General features: G+C 35.0%; 16 protein-coding genes and 1 rRNA gene. 9 read left to right on the top strand and 8 right to left on the bottom strand.

Going from position 1 to position 18,695, the window contains the following annotated elements; genetic code table 11:
• Both rrf and F960_RS11290 read left to right on the top strand, forming a co-directional pair.
• Positions 1-83: ribosomal RNA gene (gene rrf / locus F960_RS23300) — 5S ribosomal RNA — on the top strand; the annotation flags it as partial.
• Between the two features lie 266 nt (positions 84-349).
• Positions 350-685 (top strand): hypothetical protein, encoded by a 336-nt coding sequence (locus F960_RS11290; protein WP_004865110.1) that lies wholly within the window; start codon positions 350-352, stop codon positions 683-685.
• A 137-nt stretch (positions 686-822) separates the two neighbouring features.
• On the opposite strand, the gene F960_RS11295 is transcribed toward F960_RS11290, so the two are convergent.
• The gene (locus F960_RS11295) at positions 823-1,323 is read right to left on the bottom strand and encodes a lytic transglycosylase domain-containing protein (protein ID WP_212749751.1); all 501 of its coding nucleotides are present in this window, start codon (positions 1,321-1,323) and stop codon (positions 823-825) included.
• A gap of 253 nt (positions 1,324-1,576) precedes the next feature.
• Here F960_RS11295 and F960_RS11300 point away from each other — a divergent pair, with 253 nt between their 5' ends.
• Positions 1,577-1,984, top strand: coding sequence for a putative signal transducing protein (locus F960_RS11300; protein WP_004865114.1), 408 nt, complete (start codon positions 1,577-1,579; stop codon positions 1,982-1,984).
• Between the two features lie 2 nt (positions 1,985-1,986).
• Here the strand turns inward: F960_RS11300 and F960_RS11305 are convergent, their stop codons facing one another.
• The 7 genes from F960_RS11305 to F960_RS11335 form a co-directional block, all read right to left on the bottom strand.
• Entirely contained in the window at positions 1,987-2,931 is a 945-nt protein-coding gene (locus F960_RS11305) for a phosphatidate cytidylyltransferase (RefSeq protein WP_004865117.1), read from the bottom strand.
• Complete coding sequence (locus tag F960_RS11310; RefSeq protein ID WP_004865118.1) at positions 2,928-3,620, bottom strand: lysophospholipid acyltransferase family protein; 693 nt, start codon at positions 3,618-3,620, stop codon at positions 2,928-2,930. Before F960_RS11310 ends, F960_RS11305 begins: the two co-directional genes overlap by 4 nt.
• A 14-nt stretch (positions 3,621-3,634) precedes the next feature.
• The gene (locus tag F960_RS11315; protein ID WP_004865121.1) at positions 3,635-4,087 is read right to left on the bottom strand and encodes a hypothetical protein; all 453 of its coding nucleotides are present in this window, start codon (positions 4,085-4,087) and stop codon (positions 3,635-3,637) included.
• Positions 4,084-5,439, bottom strand: coding sequence for a phosphatase PAP2/dual specificity phosphatase family protein (locus F960_RS11320; protein WP_004865123.1), 1,356 nt, complete (start codon positions 5,437-5,439; stop codon positions 4,084-4,086). Before F960_RS11320 ends, F960_RS11315 begins: the two co-directional genes overlap by 4 nt.
• 15 nt (positions 5,440-5,454) lie before the next feature.
• On the bottom strand, positions 5,455-7,203 hold the full coding sequence (locus F960_RS11325) for a bifunctional alpha/beta hydrolase/class I SAM-dependent methyltransferase (RefSeq protein WP_004865126.1): 1,749 nt from the start codon (positions 7,201-7,203) through the stop codon (positions 5,455-5,457).
• Between the two features lie 27 nt (positions 7,204-7,230).
• Complete coding sequence (locus tag F960_RS11330; RefSeq protein ID WP_020846926.1) at positions 7,231-7,857, bottom strand: CDP-alcohol phosphatidyltransferase family protein; 627 nt, start codon at positions 7,855-7,857, stop codon at positions 7,231-7,233.
• A gap of 136 nt (positions 7,858-7,993) precedes the next feature.
• Positions 7,994-8,590, bottom strand: a complete 597-nt coding sequence (locus F960_RS11335; RefSeq protein ID WP_004865133.1) for a phosphatase PAP2 family protein — start codon at positions 8,588-8,590, stop codon at positions 7,994-7,996.
• A 231-nt stretch (positions 8,591-8,821) separates the two neighbouring features.
• Here F960_RS11335 and ybaK point away from each other — a divergent pair, with 231 nt between their 5' ends.
• The 6 genes from ybaK to F960_RS11365 all read left to right on the top strand — a co-directional run bounded on the left by ybaK (position 8,822) and on the right by F960_RS11365 (position 18,659).
• Positions 8,822-9,292 (top strand): Cys-tRNA(Pro) deacylase, encoded by a 471-nt coding sequence (gene ybaK / locus F960_RS11340; RefSeq protein ID WP_004865136.1) that lies wholly within the window; start codon positions 8,822-8,824, stop codon positions 9,290-9,292.
• 109 nt (positions 9,293-9,401) lie between these two features.
• Complete coding sequence (locus F960_RS11345) at positions 9,402-9,662, top strand: PAAR domain-containing protein (RefSeq protein WP_004865138.1); 261 nt, start codon at positions 9,402-9,404, stop codon at positions 9,660-9,662.
• 75 nt (positions 9,663-9,737) lie between these two features.
• Positions 9,738-11,969 (top strand): type VI secretion system Vgr family protein, encoded by a 2,232-nt coding sequence (locus F960_RS11350; protein WP_004865139.1) that lies wholly within the window; start codon positions 9,738-9,740, stop codon positions 11,967-11,969.
• A gap of 10 nt (positions 11,970-11,979) precedes the next feature.
• Positions 11,980-13,341 carry a DUF2169 family type VI secretion system accessory protein gene (locus F960_RS11355; RefSeq protein WP_004865144.1) on the top strand — a complete coding sequence of 454 codons (1,362 nt, stop codon included), beginning with the start codon at positions 11,980-11,982 and terminating at the stop codon, positions 13,339-13,341.
• Positions 13,342-13,368: 27 nt separating this feature from the next.
• Positions 13,369-18,345, top strand: coding sequence for a PAAR-like domain-containing protein (locus F960_RS11360; protein WP_004865147.1), 4,977 nt, complete (start codon positions 13,369-13,371; stop codon positions 18,343-18,345).
• On the top strand, positions 18,345-18,659 hold the full coding sequence (locus tag F960_RS11365; protein ID WP_004865149.1) for a hypothetical protein: 315 nt from the start codon (positions 18,345-18,347) through the stop codon (positions 18,657-18,659). The genes F960_RS11360 and F960_RS11365 overlap by 1 nt, the downstream gene beginning before the upstream one ends.
• Positions 18,660-18,695 lie beyond the last annotated feature (36 nt).

Below are 18,695 nucleotides of genomic sequence, written 5' to 3' on the forward strand. Positions count from 1 at the left end.
TCCCTTCCCGAACTCAGAAGTGAAACCTCTTCGCGCTGATGGTAGTGTGGGGTTACCCATGTGAGAGTAAGTCATCGCCAGCTCATTATTCTAAAATCCCTCAATCATATGATTGGGGGATTTTTTTTGCCGGAAAATAATGATTATATTTTTTTGTAAATAATGTGATTCATATTATCTTTATTTTAAAACATGCTTGTATTAGCCTGAAGCGTTACTAATTTTTTGATTAAATCAGTGAAATAATTTAAATTTGGAAAAGCTCTTGTTATTATTAAAAATTATCAAGAGTACTATTTTTTATAAATTTTATAATGAATATTTTAAAAACTTAAAGGGGTAATAAATAATGAATAAATATCGTATGTTTTATATGGACTATATTACAGAACAAGAGTCTCCAACTGATAAGCCCATCGAAGCTACTTTAGATGTGATTATTAGAAAAATGGAAGCCATTTTACGGCATCCAGAGAACTTTATTGGCATAATTGATAAAGATGAAAACACATTGCAATTTATGGTTGAATCCAATGGGAAAATTTGCATAGACCTTCCTATTGAAAAGTTAAAAGGCTCTTATAGTAAATATGATGGTTTGGAAGCTTGTTTAGCAATGGTGGAAAAGCTAGATGGGATTATAAATATAGATGATATTTCAGATCTTGAGTTTAACTATTGGTAGATTTTAATAACTTAAACAAAATTTATTTTAGGGTGGTAATTTAAATATCAAATTTTGTTCATAGTGGGTGCATCAGATTATAGATGCACCTCTTCGCTCAATAATATCTACAGAAATATTGTCGTTTTTAAGAATCATTAAAGAGCATGTTTTAGATCTTTCTCGTGGCTTTTTACTTGCTTCGCGTATTTTTTACCTTGATGGCGCATTTTCCAACTATTATTATAATTTGTCGGTCCAACATTGTAATAGGCTAGCGCTTTTTTCCAGCTACCTGCAGAGCGATTGTAAGATGCAATAATATATGTACCACAATTTATATTAATATTTTCATCAAATAGATCACCTGGGCAGGTCTGTTGCCAGTAATTTGGCATAACCTGCGTCAGTCCTATTGCACCAGCTGGCGAAACTGCGTAATTTCTATAACTTGATTCTTGTCGAATAATGGCTGAAATAAGCAATGGATCAACAGAATATTTATCAGCACTTTGTATAATCATCGGGGAAATTCGGTTAGCGGTTGTAGGATCGACCGAATATGCTTTTTGAATACCTGATGAAAGTTTTGCAGCTCGCTTTTGGACAGATCCTCCGCCAAGCGAAGAGCATCCACTGATGGCAATAATGAGAGTAATGACTAAGGTCGAAGGAAGTAAATAGTGATTATTTTTTGATGAAATAAAATTCTTGGGAGCTAAATAAGTAAACAAGTCAGAAACCAATATGGACAATATATTGAAATTGATAGTAATTTTTATAAAAAATTCAGTCAAGTGACTAAGGTTATAGATTGAATAAGATATTGTTAATATTTATTTAAATCAAAGCAATTTGAGATCTTTTAGCGATATATAGTATAGATCTTCATTTAGAATCTGGAAAATAACAATGAAATGGGTTGTAGTAGAAAGTTATTCTTTGGTATACGAAGCACAAATAGCAAAATCATTATTAATTTCACAAGGAATTGATGCACAAATAGAAAATGAGCACACAATTAATATGGATTGGTTTTATTCAAATGCACTTGGTGGTGTAAAAATTCTCGTGCCTGAAGATTGTGTTGAAGATGCAAAATTGATTTTAGAACAAGATTATTCTGAGGAAGTGGATGAAAAATTTTCGCTGGAAAAAGAAGTATGTCCATCATGTGGAAGTACAAATATTATTCCTTATACCGAAGGGAAAAAAACAGCATTTACCTTTTTAATTGTCGTTGGAATACCCGTTGGAAAAGTTAGGCATGGCTTGAAATGCCAAGATTGTGGATATTTCTATGCACAATCTGGCCGTTAAAATTAACTCCACCAATAACGTAATATATGAAAGAAAATTGGTGCTGAAAAGCAAATTGAATCGATGCGATCTAACATACCGCCATGCCCATGAATGAGTTGCCCCCAATCCTTGACACCTCGATCCCTTTTGATAGCAGACATTACTAAACCACCAAAAAAGCCAAAAATACAGACGGTCAATCCGATAACAATAGCTTGCAGATATGTAAATGGGGTGAGCCATTTCATTGCTACACCTAAAGCAGTGGCTAAAATAATACCTCCAACCAAACCTTCTATCGTTTTTGATGGCGATAAAACTGGTGCAACTTTATGTTTTCCAAGCAATTTTCCACACACGTATTGTAAAACATCAGATGCTTGTACAACCATGATTAGCCATAAAGCGAGCCAAATGGGCTGACCTTGAAAAGTTGGTAATTTTAGGTTTAATAGTGCAGGTACATGTGAGATACAGAATACACAGACCATAAGTCCCCATTGGATTTTTGAACTACGCTCCAAAAAATGTGTGGTATCTTCTTGTTTTAAACTCGCAATAGGGATTAAAAGGAATACATATAACGGGATAAATATAGAATAAAGTCCATACCAATCTGTGTAAACTAAGTAATATTGATAGGGAATAACAAAGTAAAAGGCAATTAATAAAGGGAAATAGTCACCTCGTCGCGTGGGTAATAAGCTAATAAATTCCCGTAGAGCAAAAAAAGAAATTATTCCAAATAAAACAATGAAATAGACCTTCCCTAAAATAATAGAAGTCCCTAAAACAATAAGCATGATCCACCATGCATTGATTCGGGCATTCAAATTATCTATGACAGATGATGGTCGATCACCTGATTTTTTCTTTAAAATAAAACCAATCGTTGAGGCAAATATTAAAATAACAGCAAATATTGCAAATAAAACATAGGTTTGTTGAATATTATTTAAGTTCATTGATATTCAACCTCTTTAAGTTTAATCAGTTGTTGTTTTGCATAATCCAAAAAACTGGCTTTATCTAATTCTTCATGTTGTTCCAATGGACAACCAAAAATAACAGTAGAAAGTAGCGGTAAGGGGATGAATGCGCCCTTAGGCATTACACGTTTCAGATTTGAAATCCAAACAGGGACAATTTCTACATTTGGGAACTGTGTTTTTAAATGAAAAAGACCGCTTTTAAAATCCAATAATTCAATGTCATCACTTAAATTCCGTGTACCTTCAGGAAAGAAAATAATTGAATAACCTTGTTCTAAAGCATCTTTAATGGGTTGTAAGGGATCACTATTATTTTCTCGATTTCGTAAAATCGTCACGCCTTGGAAGGTATCTTGAATTAGAAAACGCCTAAATCCATCTTTAAGCCAATAATCCGAAGCAGCTACAGGCTTGGTTTTTCGTCGAATTTCTTTTGGAAGGGAAGACCAAAGCAATATAAAATCGATGTGACTATTATGATTTGCATAATAAATACGCTGCGTTTGTATGGGTTCACAACCATACCAAAGACTACGCGCACCAGTGAGCAGTCGAGCACTGCGTCGAGTTAAAAAGGCTATAAATCGTGCAATTGAATGATTTATAAGTTTTTTTTCATTTACCTGAACATCATGCTCATGTGTTGGTATAGGCTTATTCATCAGTAAACCTTCATTTATTGTGTTAGTAATTTAAATAATAGAACTATTAAAACAAGATATTGTAATATAAGCAAAATAATTTGTATTTTTAATAAAAATAGACAACCTTTAAAGCGTATTTCCCAGTTTCTACCAATTTTATCTTTTGCTATGAGTTTAAAATAGCCTAAGCTCTTGTCAAACTTTTCAGTGATTTGTAAAAGTTGCTCTACATTTTCATTATCCTTTTCATCTAATTGGTCAGCTAAAATAATTAACAGATCAGCATCAAATTTAACTCGGAATGAAAGGTAATGATGAACAAAAATTAAAGTAAAATTCACCAATAAAAGTAGATATAAATCAAGTTGATGCCATCCTTTTAACAATATACTGAGAGTAGATAGCGCAAAGGCAATATATCCAGCATATAAAAATGTAGTGGTATTGGATAATAATTTTGAAAGTACATAGAAGTTCATTTTCATGGTGATAATCCTATGATTTTCAAACGATATGTTGCTAAATTTTGAATTTGTACTTCTGATAATTTAACCCAAGGACGTTTATTTTGAATGATTTCTACTGCAAGTTGAGCATTTTCTGCATAACCATTTTTGATTAACCATGCACATAGCACTGCAGAACTACGCGAATAGCCAAGTGCACAATTGACTAATAATTTTCCCATTTTTAAGTGTGCTATTTCTTGAAATAAATCATCTAAAAGTTCAACTGATTTTTCAAGCTGATTTGGCTGTAGAGGGATGAGGTCCAAACTTAAATATTGTTGATAAAAAGCTAAGGAGCTAATTGGCAATTCAGCGATACAGTCGAATATAGCGTGATAATGAGTCGTAACTTGTGATGTGGGAATACGCCCAATGAAAATTGTTATATTATTTACTTGAATAATCTCGCTATCTTCAGGATGTTTATATGTCCAGATTCGGCTATTGATCCAAGCCAAGATAAAATAAGGTAAAAATATAATTTGTGCAGCTGTAGTCATTTTCCCATTGATTTGCTTTTGAAAAAAATGAGGCCTGACCGTGATATAAGCCAAAGCAACAAAAAATAAGCTTATCGCTGGGTAAAGTAACCACAAAAAATATGATTTTAAATATACAGCGATAGAGATCAGAATAAGTGCAGCAAACGAATAAAAGAAAGCAACTTTAAAATGTTTTGCGGTTAATTTTTGCGTGTTCTCTTTTGATAATGGCGATTTGACTGAAATAGGAAATAACCATAAACAAAATGCACCAACGATGATGCCTGTTGGAATGTCAATAAAGTGATGTTGCCAGGTCGTTAGAACTGAAATGGCGATTAAAATCGACCAAAAATCTACAAGATATTTCCATTTATGATTCACATGATTTCTATAAAAATTCCAGAGAATAATTAATAAAACAATGTGTAAAGAAGGTGCTTGATTAAATGGTTTATCAAAACCCATAAGCACATCGAACCATAGACCAAAGAAGCCATCAAGTTGAGGGCGATCAAAACTAAATTTTAAAGGAAATAAAACAAAACAAGTAATCGAGATAACTTGTGCTAAAAATAGTCTAAGCATATGTTGTTTTAGTTCAAAACGATTAACACAGAGCAAAAGTGATAAACCATAAAATAAATCAATGGACCAATAGGGAACGATTGTCCAAGGAAGAAGTGGTATATTTTTTTCCCAATGGAAGACTATGCTTTTGACATCGCTCAGATGAGCAGCATATTGGTTGGCAAAACCGTAAGTTAAAAAGAAAAATGGAGCGAGGAATATTAAGGCTAATATTCCCCATTTCCATGTACCTGGTTGTTTAGTCAGGTGATCCATATTATGTTCCAATGATTATAATTTTTGAGCAACAGAAATGGTAAAAATACCGAAATCATCTATGCATTGATCTATCTTTTTAAAGCCTGCCTGCTCAACTAACATATCCATTTCAGCTTGTGAACGTAAACGCATAACCCATGCATTGCCTTGGCGGTGCGATGTCAGTGCACGGGCTATAAATTCTTGTTGCGGATGCCAAACTTGCCCTGTATAGATCAAATAACCATCTTTTAGCATCGCTTTGTTTAAGCCTTCTAGAGACTGCTGCAAAAGATCATTTTCACTGAATAATTCATACAATCCAGACACGACAGCGAGCGTTGCTTTTGGTTTAATTGCTGCTAAAGAGGCTGTGTCGAAAGCATCGCCTTGCACAAATTCTGCAAGTGATTCTAGGTTTCGATCTAGTATTAGGCGTTTTCCGGCTTCTACATTTATTTCACTATAATCACGCAATAATATCGAATCTGGTTTTTTGGAAAAATCTGCAACAGCATCTAAAATATAGCGCCCATGACCAGAGGCAATATCTAGGATACGGACTGGCTTACGATTTTGGACTAAAATATCAGCGTACTTTTTAAGTAATAATTCAATATTTTCTTTTCGTACACGTATGCCACGCCAACCGATAGCATTTAAATATTGTTTGTCGATCATTTTGCCTAAAAAATTAGGACTTTCTGACTCATTTCGATAGACAAAATCAAGAGTACTACCTGAATCATACCCAGTTTCTTCACCGATTTTGAGTCCACGAGAAAAGTGACTGCCAATTTTTAAATTCTTTTTCGTGAATTGCCAAAATAAATCTTTAAAAGAGTTTTTAGGTAAAGGTGAACTATATTCTTCAGCAATTGCGCAACTTTGACCAATTTTATCGGCATGAATTAAATCTGGTGCTTGATAAGGTAAGTCGAAACATTGCTGAATAAAACGTCGTATTTTATTAATTGCTATTTCACGATTTATTTCACCTAAAGTATCGTGATAGAAACCTTCTAAGTTATGAAATTCTTTCAAAGGATGCGGCAGTTTTGCATAAAACTCTTTTTGCGGTTTTTGAAATACCACAAAATCAGACCCTGATGAGAGAATTTGAGTTGGAACATGGATATTTTCTGCATCATTTACGATTCGATTTGAAGCTTCATCAAGTCCCAATAGCATTCTGACTGATATCGCACGTGCGATAAGCGGATCTTCATCATAAGCTTTAGCACGCTCTAAATCATGCGTAAGCATTTTCGATTTTACATAACTATTGATAAAGAAATTGCCACGAACTTTACTGAGTATTTTCAAGCTTGGAATGGCTAAAGGGATATATAGTTTGATGCTAAAAGCAGGTGAAGCGAGACACAATGCCCGAATCTTAGGTGCATAATCATGTACCCAAGTCGCCGCTAAAACAGCACCTACACTTTGCCCAATTACTGCTATATTCTCAGGATTAATATCATAGTTTTCTTGAATATGATTTACAAAATATTGGATATCTTTCACACAAGCAGAAAAACTAGGCGCATCACCACGATCACCTGGAGAGTGTCCATGCCCACGAGCATCCCAAGCAAAAAAATCAAAATCAGGCAATTTGAGCTCATTAACCAAGTGTGCCATTCTGCCAGAATGTTCATGACCACGATGGAATAAAAGGATTGCTTTTTTGGGGGTATCAGACTCGTGTGTAGCTTGCCAATGCTGATAAAAAATTTCAGTTTGATCGAAGGTTGTAAATCTATTTTGTGTATTATTCATTTGATTTCATCTCTTTCAATATAATAATTAATCAATGCTATTTTTAATACGATTGTAAATAGTGATGCATAAAAGCAGGCCAATAACCAATAAAACTGCATTTGTGATATAAAAAAGGAATTCAGTACGATCAGAAAATAATGGAAAAATCACGATAATGATTGCAAGGGAACTAAAGCAAAACGCACGATCACTTTTGCCCATTGGCCCATCATATCGTCGATCTTGACCGATAAGCGGTGCCATTACACCAGTATATTCACTCAAAATAGCAAGGAATATTACGAAAAGTAAAAGAGCGGGCTGGATAAAAGTGAAGGTGATGAAGCAGATATAGAGAAAAGTGTCTGAAATGATGTCACATAATTCGTTATAAAATGCTCCTATCTTAGTTTGTTGTTTAAACTCACGTGCCAACATGCCATCGATGGCATTAAAAGCCATGCGAACTAACATCCATAGTGGGAAAACTAATAGTAAGATATTAACTTTATGATTTTTAAAATAAAAATATAGGAATATGCTCAATGCAACCGAGATTAACATTGCCAGCAAAGTCACTTGATTTGCTGTTATCCCCATTTGATAAAGCCTACGAACGATTGGGCGCAAGACGTTCTGAAATGCTGGTTTTAATTGGTAAATAGATGGCATTGTTATTGTTTAAAAAATAATTTAGCTTTAATTTTAATCATAACTTTGTTTTTAACTCAAGCATTCAAAATAGCCTAAGCAAAAAAAAGAGAACTATAAAGTCCTCTTAATCCAATAAATTTATTTAATATTTAGCTTATCTAATCCAACCTTTTTCAATAAAATTTGCAAATAACTTATAATATATAGACAAAGCAAAATTAATGAAAATTACACCATATTTATCCCATAATTTCTGAACAAAAAATCCAGTAAACATCGCAACAATCAAGCCACCTAAAATATCAAAAGGGAAGTGTACCCCTAAGTAAACTCTTGACCAGCCGACTTCAACTGCTAGAAAAAAGAAAAATAAACCGATTTGCTTTTCTTTTGCAAATAGATAAGCAAATGCGATAGAGCTGAATATGAGCATATGATCACTTGGAAACGATGAATCTGCAGCATGCCAAATCAGTGTTCTCCCTTCATCAATCATAAATGGTCGAGGATGCGGATATACCATTGAAATAGTAAAGCCAATCGCTAAAGCAATTGCTGTAGTTATAACGGCTTTAAGTGCCAATTCCTTATTATGTCGATTGCCCAAAAACCATGACAAGACCAAAAAAATAAGCATGATATATAAAGTATCATTGGCAATAAATTTCGCAAAATAAACCATTAATGAACTGGCATCTATCGGTGCGTTAAGGTGATCGAACAAATTAATATTGAATGCTTCTAAAGACATTTTCATATCCAAAAAACAGGATTTAAATGAAAAGTAATATATTTGTCATATTACTCAAGAGGGATGAATTATAGGAATTAAATCTTGAAATTTATAGGTTAATACGCAGATAAATGTTAGGAATTGTTAAAGTTAAAGATTGTAATTTGTATAAAATAGCCTAAGCAAATCTAAAATTATTTGATAAAAAGTCGTATACTGCTTATGTTCCAGATTTAAAGATAACGAACTATGACACCAGCATGCAAAATATTGAAATCAAATAAAATCGAATTCTCTATTCATGAATATGAACACGATGTAAATGCAAAAAGCTTTGGTTTAGAAGCTGCCGAAAAATTGAATCTAGCAGTTGAAGACGTTTTTAAAACTTTACTTGTGACAGATGACAAAAGTCATTTTGTTGCAGTGCTACCTGTGAATCATCAACTCAGTTTAAAAAAGGTTTCAAGTGCTTTAGGTTGTAAAAAGTTAAAAATGGCAGATCCGAAAGATGCTGAGCGTTTAACAGGTTATTTGGTTGGTGGTATTAGTCCTGTTGGTCAAAAAAAACGTTTGAAAACCGTTATTGATGCATCTGCTGCTTCTAAAGCTAAAATTTATGTTAGCGGTGGCAAAAGAGGACTCGATATTGGGATTAATCCGCAAGATTTATCAAAAGTGTTAAGTGCAAATTTTGCTGATGTCATTGATGCTGATTAGTTTGTTTTAAATGACAATGAATAAGTCATGAATTATTAAAGATTTTTTCTCAAATATTGCTTATAAAGGAATGATTTATAAAAATCATTCCTTTTTTATTGAGAAAAAAATGAAAGCTGCAATTTTGATTGGGGATAAAACAGACCACGGCGGTGTTGTAACGCAAGTGGATCAAACCTTTATTATTGATGGAAAAGCTGTACACGTCGCAGGTATGCAGCATTTTTGTCCAAAATGTCGAACGATTGTAACAGCGATTGCGGGCAGTCAATCTTTGATTATTAATAATAAAGCGATGATTGTTGCGGGTGATAAAGCAAGTTGTGGTGCAACATTTATCTCAACACAAAATTTACTGGTGAGAGAATAATTTTTAAATTTAATTATAAAAATCATTAAATTTCTCACTTTATAAAATTAATTATATTTTAATAACTTAAATATTATGGCTTATAGTAAAAAAATATCTCAGCTACTTGCGACGCTTCAACAAAATAATCGCATGTTAACGCTAAGCTTTCCAAATGATGATGTGGCTTATGCAGATCAATTGGTTGCAAATTTTATTTCGGCAAAAGAAGAGCTAAATCGAGACTTTGAGTTTAAGGTCGAGTTATTGTCGGATAATCCTGAAATTATACTCAAAGATATGATTGGTAAAATGGCGACCGTCGAGTGTTTGCGTCATGATGGCTCGTCACGGTTTTTTAATGGTTATATTTTCAGTTTTGAATATATCAGTAATGAGAGTGGTTATAGTCGTTATGAAATGATCCTAAAACCGTGGTTGGCTTTTTTTCAATATCGTAAAGATTGTAAAACATTGCAAAATAAGACATTAAGAGAAATAACTCAGCAATATTTTGATCAATTTCCAAAACGTGAAGTACAATTTTCATTATTGAAAGAATATAACCCGATTACCTTTTCGATCCAATTTAATGAATCGGACTATAATTATTTGCATAGACAATGGGAGCAAGCGGGCTGGATTTATTGGTACGAACATCGCAAAGATGGTCATACATTGCGTATCGTTGATCAGACTCTGTATTGTGAAAATATACTCAGTAAAGAAATCGTTTATCGGGCAAATAATGCCAATAATACTGGGGTTGGGATTTTATGTTTTTCCAATAATTCAAAAATAAATTTTAATAAATATTCATCAACAAGTTTTGATTTTAAAGATCCTAATTATCTAAATTCTGAATTAGATGTAGCAGAGCCAGCAACATCGATTATGAAGCTTGAAAATTATGAATATTCAGGTGCATTTGCATATGATTGCTTTACTGAAGGTCAGAAGGATCTGGTCTTAGAAAATGTATCGAATGAATCAGAAATTGAAATAAAAACAATGTCTTGTAATGATGCTTATGCCGATGTTGGGCATTGGTTTAAATTGGCTGAATTTAATAATGATCTAGATGAAGCTGAACTTGAATATTTGATTGTTGCAATCACTCAATCGGCAGGTAATAACTATTTATTTGAAACTGAAAATACAACTGCTCAATATCAAGCTGAATTAAGCTGCATAAAACGTTCATTAAAATGGTCTGCTCCCACAGGATTCAATTCACAAGCTACTTATATTTATGGTTTACAGACGGCTCTTGTTGTAGGTCCGGCTGGCGAAGAGATTTACACAGATAAATTTGCACGTGTAAAAGTACAATTCCATTGGGATCGAGAGGGTAAGAAGGATGAAAATTCATCTGCATGGATACGTGTAGCAACATCATGGGCTGGTACAAATTTTGGTGTGGTTTCTATTCCTCGTATTGGACAAGAAGTCATTATTCAGTTTTTAGATGGTAATCCTGATCGCCCAATCATTACAGGAAGTGTCTATAACGGCGATCATATGCCGCCTTGGGATTTACCTGAAAATGCAACACAGTCAGGCATGTTGAGCCGTTCTTCAACTGGAGCAAATGCTGAAAATGCTAATGCGATTCGCTTTGAGGATAAAAAAGGCGAAGAAGAAGTCTGGATTCATGCTGAAAAAAATCAGCGTATTGAAGTAGAAAATGATGAATCGCATAGTGTCGGCGTAAATCGGACCAAGGATGTTGGTAAAGATGAAACAGTGAGCATCGGTCAAAATAGAAATGAAACGGTGGGTGCGACTGAAACGATCAAAATTGGAACTGATCGAACAGAAACTGTTGGAAAGAATGAAACAATTACGATCGGAGCTAATCGGACAGAAACGGTGACAGGTAATGAAACGATCAATATTAATAAAAATCGTACAGAAACAGTCATAGCTAATGAAACGATTTCTATAGGAAAAAAACAAACAATTACGATTGGCAATCGTCAAACCATAAGTGTGGGTTCCAATAAACTTGAAAACGTTGCCATCGCAAGTATGTTAAATATTGGTGCTGCATATGTGGTGAATGTTGGTGCAGCACATGCACTTACTGTTGTTGGTGCAATGAATACGGCAGTTGGCTTGGCGCAGTATGAACAAGTTGGGATGAATAAAAGTGTCAATGTAGGACGAAAATTTTGTATAGAAGCGGGAGATAGTTTTCAGGTCAAAGTTGGCAATGCAGGATTGATGCTCTTTGCGGATGGGACAGTTCAGCTTTCGGGAAACAATATGTTAATCGAAGCAAGCGGTCCTATTCAAATTAATGGTAAAGACGTCAATATCAACTAGGTGTTTAAAAATGAATCTTGAAAATCAAACACCATTTCCTACTTTGATGTATTCATCAGCTGATCCCGATCGAGAAGAACATAAAATTGTAGTCATGAAAGTCAGCTATAAAATGTTACGACTTGGTGAAGATGCTTGGGGGCTTGAACTTATTAAAGATGGTTCTGTGCCTCTTTGCTTTGCAGATGAATATTGGGGGGAAGTTGGACTCAGTAGCGTACGTTATGAAAGTGATCTCGCACCTTATAAACCTCGATGTGATGTCATCATCAATGGAAGTGCTTATACGCCTGATCAAAGGCCCATGCAAGCCATCGCAGTTAGATTACGCTTAAGTACACCTGAGCAAAAAGAATTACCTGAAAAGCCAAACGAACCACAAGCTTTAAATCCATTGATGCCACTAACGCAACAGCAAAAGCAGGATTGGTATAAAGAACTTGCGATATATGAGCAAAAAGTTAAAGAGAGTCAAAAAGTTAGCTATAAGGTTCAATTAGAAAAAACACTCAGCATTTTAGGTGAGAGTGTATTCAAGGAAAATACGCTTTTGCCAGGTTGGAAACGAACCAAATTTACTGAGTTCACAGAGTTACCACTACGATGGGAATATGCATTTGGTGGAACTCACCTTATATATGCAAATTCAGATGACAATACAGAGCCCGTTTATCATCAGCAATGTTTTAGCAATCCATTGGGAACAGGTTGGATTGAAAAAGATTATTTTAAAACTTGTGAAAAGATAAATCGTCAGCGCCCTAGAAATGAAAAAATAGAAAATTTTAGAATTATTTCAGCGCCAAAAATTGAATATCATTTACAACGCCAGCCTAAACCATCCTTTACAACACATCCAAAGAAAAATGATTTAAATGCACAGCAAATGGCAAAAATCAGTACGAAATATGCTTATCAACCTGCTGGTTTTGGTTTTGTAGGACGTGCATGGGCGCCGCGTTTGGCATTGGCAGGAACATATGATGAAAAATGGTTAGCTGAGCAACATCCATATCCTCCGCAAGATACAGATTATGCTTACTGGAATGCGGCTCCAGTAGATCAGCAAATTGATTTTTTTTATCCGAACGCTCGATTAGAGCTATGGAATTTGACTAAACCAGAATTTTCTAACAAAGGTTATGTCTGTTTAGATTTTTTAGGGCATCGACCTTATATCACTTTACATTTTAAAACTGGGGAAATGTTGCCTTTTCCGATGCTTACGGAAACTGTTTTGATCGATACGGATAACATGATTATCAGCTTAACTCACAAGTCGTGGATTCGATCAGATACAGCGCCATTAGCACGAGTCGAAGCACGTTTTAGTGATGAGGCTGAAGGTGCTTTATTTGAAATAAATGATTGAAAAATTATAAAAATTTGGATTTGAAAAATGGCTGAAAATTTACAATTAAGAAAAGAATCGGGGTGGATTGTTGTTTGTACGATGCCGGATGTATGCAAAACACCAATAGGTAGTTCAACCCCTCCAGTCCCTTATCCTGTTACAGCTCAATTGATGGACGCTAAGCTAGTCGCTTCGGATACGAATGCAAATGGGCATGCAGTATTACTACATAATAAAAGTTATATTTCTAAAACTACTGGTGATCAGGCTGGTATTGCCAAAGGAATTAAGAGTGGGACCGTTGGAGATAAATGTTATCCAATAGATAAAAGTTCAAGCTATAGCATCAATGGGAAACATATAGTCAGGGTTGATGATATTTTTTCAATGAACGGTCCAGAAGGTAAAGGAAATACTGAAGGAATCGTTGTAAAAGAACCACCGATTTTGCCTGAGGTAACCGTTACAGCTGAACCTGAAGAGGAATCCTCTTCATGGTTAGATAAACTACAATTAGGTTTAGACATTGTAGGTTTAATTCCAGGTCTAGGGGAAATAGCAGATGGTGTCAATGGTGTTATTTCATTAGCACGAGGGGATTATGTTGGCGCTGGACTATCATTTGCAGCAATGATCCCTTTTGCAGGTTGGGGGGCTACAGCAGCAAAAGCGGGTAGAAAAATACTAAAAGCAACAGATAAAGCAGCAGATGCTGCAAAAGTTGCCAAAAAAGCTGAAAAAGTCCCGATACCTAAAAAAGCAGATGGTGGAAATGTAAAAGGTAAAGATGGGGATAGCAATATAGATTGTCCATTTCCAAGGGTTGGACATCCTATTAGCCCAACACAAGGCAGTAAAATATTAACAGGTGATCAAGACATTGATTTTGAACTTCATTCGGCTCTGTCTGTGATTTGGCAACGTAGTTATGCAAGCAATAGTTTAGTTGGCACAAAAAGTTTTCCAAATACTTGGTATGGTCAGGGATGGAATAGCAGTTTTAGTATACAAATCAGAGTATTACCTGCACAGCAAAAAATAGAAGTTATTTTACCGTTAGGAAGAGTGGTCTCATTTCCATATTTGGAGATAGAAGATCAATTTTATTCAGTTTATGAAGATTTCACACTGATTCGGACCAAAGTAAATGAAAATAATGCGGATCAAATTTATAACTTTCAAATCGCTATTGGTACGATAGAAAATGCCTCGGTCTTTTATAAGTTTGAACATCAAGTCAAAAATACAGTATCTAAAGCTGAATATCTCGTTTTATGTACAGGAATGCATGATTTATATGGCAATCAAATTGGACTTGAGTATCTGCATAAAAATGAAATATATCAAAACTATCCGAGCCATATTTGTGACAGTTTAAATCGGATTTTAGAACTTAAATTTATAGAAATTAAAAACCAGATTAGATTACACGAAGTTAAACATTTACTCGGTTTGGAAAAAATAACAGCAACAGATGAAAAAACAGATATAGCATTTTCGATATCTGAACGATTATTTCGTGCCGAACGTCAAGCGCATATAGAACTTGAAGATGTTGATGATTTTTTAAATGCTAAAGTATTGGTTAGATATGATTATACGAATGACGCTGATCTGTGTCATGTCTATGTGGATGACAGTCCTGTCCAGGCTAAAACGCTTTCAGAATATAAACTTCGTCTAAGTCGTAAGTTTGAATGGAAAAATCATATTATGACGGCGCACCATGAAGTGGGTGGCGTGAGTAGTTTCTATGAATATAATGAATACAGTCCAAATGGAAAGGTAATCAACAGTAGCTCTAATACAGGGCAAAAATTTATCTTTCATTATCATGATGATTTTACCGAAGTTGTTTATAATCCAGCGGAAGATATAGAAAAAACTGAAAAATTTTATTTTAATAATAAGAAAAAGCTCACTAAGTTTGTAGATGCATCAGGTTTTGAAGAGTCTTATGAATATGATCATTATCGACGCTTAATTAAAAAAACAGATGCTGATGGTGGTATCACCGAATACCATTACAGTGGATATGAACTGACAAAAATTCGGAGCTTATTACATTTTGATTCAACCACTAAACTCCCAGTTTGGAGAGAAATATCACTCACTTGGTCAAAAGGGCAACTGATCGAAGTAACTGATCCACTCGGTCATACTGAAACGACAGCTTTTGATTTTGCTGGACAACCACTGCTGATCACAAATGCACTTGGTTATCAAACTCAAATCAAATATACATCCCAAGGATTTGCTCATACGATTATCGATGCCAAAGGCGGGCATAAACGGATGCTTTGGGACAAATATGGCAATCTCGAAAAATATCAGGACTGCAGCGACAAATTAACGCATTATCAATACGATGATTATGGACGGTTGTCCAGCCTGACCAATGCGATGCAGGATGTAACACAGTATAAATACTATGCAAGGCAGACACAGCCATGTGAAGTGATCTATCCCGACCAAAGTACGGAACAGTTTAAATACGATGTACTTGAACGTTTAATCGAGTACCGCGATGCTTTGGGGCGCGTCACCAACTATCAATATAGCTATGACAACTTGCCTATACGACGTAGAGATGCGGCCAATGGCATCGTGACCTATCATTATGACAACCTACGTCGTTTTACAGGGCTGACCAATGAAAATGGTAAAACGTGGACTTTAGAATACGATATCAATGACCGAGTCATTGCAGAAACGACATTTGACGATATCCGAACTGAGTATGAATACAGTCCAGCAGGACATTTGATACGACATAGGCAATATACTGAAAATAAAATACTTCGCTATAGCACGATTTTTAAGCGTAATTTGCTCGGTGAATTGTTAGAACAATATATTGTAGACCATCAAAATTTAACTGAGAAAAAAAGAACGCGATACGCCTATGATCTTGCAGGACAATTGATCGAAGCGAGAAATGAACATAGCCATGTCAAACTTAGTTATGATGAAATTGGTCAACTCAAGACAGAACAACTGATTGTGCATTGGTTGAATGCAAGTACTCAAGAACATAGCAAACGTTCACACACGTTGACACATTTGTATGACGAATTAGGTAATCGTATAGAGACCACACTTCCTGATGGTCGAAAACTCAAAACTATGTATTATGGTTCAGGGCATGCATGGAACTATGCGCTAGAAGATAGTGAAGGTTCATATGAAATTAGTTGTCTAGAACGAGATGATTTACATCAAGAAATAGGACGTAGCCAAGGACGACTACAAAGTGCATTTGTACTGGATAAAATGGGGCGTTTATTAGATCAAAACGTTAATGATGCAGAAGATCCTGAAAATAAACGTATTTCAAGGGCTTATCATTATGATAAAGCTGGGCAACTAACCGAAATATTAGATCACCGTTTTAATAGCCAAAAACAATTATGGCAACGAAAGCAAAGCTATCAGTACGACGTGTTATCAAGGCTGACTTCAAGTGAACTAAGCTCACTCGGAAGAAATGATAATTATATCCAGATCAGAGAAAAATTTGCCTTTGATCCTGCGAGTAATATCTTACCTATTGCAGTCTCTGAGAATGAAACAAAAATAGAAGATAACCGTGTTCAACATATCGAACAAGATCATCAAACCGTGGTTTATGCATATGATGACTTAGGGCGTGTGACCCAAAAACGTATACAGATCAAAGACAGTAAAGCCTTTGGATATTTAAGCTCAAAACATATATTGAACCAATTTACGACACGGCAAATAGATCTGAAATGGGATGAGCAGAATCAACTCGTAGAAAGTGTATCGAATAAACCTGATGGGCGTGGCAATAAAGAAATCATCAAAACACAATATTATTATGATCCCTTTGGACGCCGTATCGCCAAACAAAGTCAGATCTATCAAGAACAATTAGTCGCCATACAAGTCAAACAAAAATCGAGACAGCCAGTAGCACAACTGGATCATACAGGTCTGAGTTATAACCTTGATCTATCAAATGTAGCTACGCCTTCGTGGGAAAGTAAGAGCCCAGTCAGAACGAAAACGGAGCAGCGCAAACAATGTAAGCTCATAGAGACTCAAGTTGTTTGGAATGTTTGGGATGGTAACAGAATACTGCAGGACTATAACGGTCGGCATATATTTACCACCGTCTATGAAGCAGATAGTTTCGTGCCTTTGTCAAGGTTGGTTTGGTTAGATGAAAAATTAGAAATTGCTGCGAATGATCAAACTTTGGAAACACCACAGTTTGTCGAAATGCAAAAAATCGCACTTGAAAATATAGGTGATTTAAATTTTGGGGAATTAGAACCGAATTTAAAAGCTTCAAATGATGAACCTCCTAAACATAGTCAACATCAAGTGTATTGGTATCAAAATGATCACTTGGGTACACCAAGAGAATTAACTTCACATGAGGGGAATATCGCATGGGAAGCAGTGTATCAAGCTTGGGGGAATACGGTTACGGTTGAATGGCAGGAAGTTGAACTTCAGGCGATACAGCTCAATGAAATAGAAAAATCTTATCTACTGCAACCGCATCGTTTTCAAGGTCAGATTTATGATGTTGAAACAGGTTTACACTATAACCGTTTTCGTTATTATGACCCTGATATTGGCAGGTTTATCAGCCATGACCCGATAGGTTTACTTGGTGGGGAAAATCATTTTCAGTATGCGCCGAATCCTGTGGAGTGGGTGGATCCGTTTGGTCTAGAAAAAAAGATACGTGTAAGGCATTATACGAATAGAAAAGGGTCGAATGGTATAGAAGAATCAAGAAAAATTATAGCGAGAGACAATAATCGGATATATGTTGAATCAGCAAGTAAAAAACCATTATCTCCTGTGGAGGCAGAAGGAAAATATCAACTTAAACCAGGCAAAAGCAAAGACTATGTGGAATTTGATGTGTCTGAAAGTAAAACAGAATGGGTGGAAAACCCAAGGTATCATACAGATGAATTAACGATTAAGGGCGATTTTGAGCTCGATGATGATTGCAATTTAAAAGTTACAAGGAGAAGATGATGTTAAAAGAAAATGAAATGATTATTTTTAAAGGTGCAGAATTATTAGATGTGATGAAAGAAATTAATTATATATTGATTTCCTTACATAAGATTGGTTCATATTACGCATTAACGCTTCCTAATTCATATGAAGCTTATGCAAAAGAAACTACAGACTTTATAGATGATAAAAATGTTACACAAAGATTAGCGTATGTTAGAAGAATATTGTCTGAAAAATTTGATACAAGCCTAGGAGATGACGATATGGATGATATAGAACGTTATTTAGAAGATCTAGAATATTGGAGTCCTAAAGACGTAAATGATTAATTCATGAGCGGGTTTATTACATTGAATGGCAGGAAG

The sequence above is a fragment of the Acinetobacter gerneri DSM 14967 = CIP 107464 = MTCC 9824 genome (assembly GCF_000368565.1).
GTDB lineage: Bacteria > Pseudomonadota > Gammaproteobacteria > Pseudomonadales > Moraxellaceae > Acinetobacter > Acinetobacter gerneri.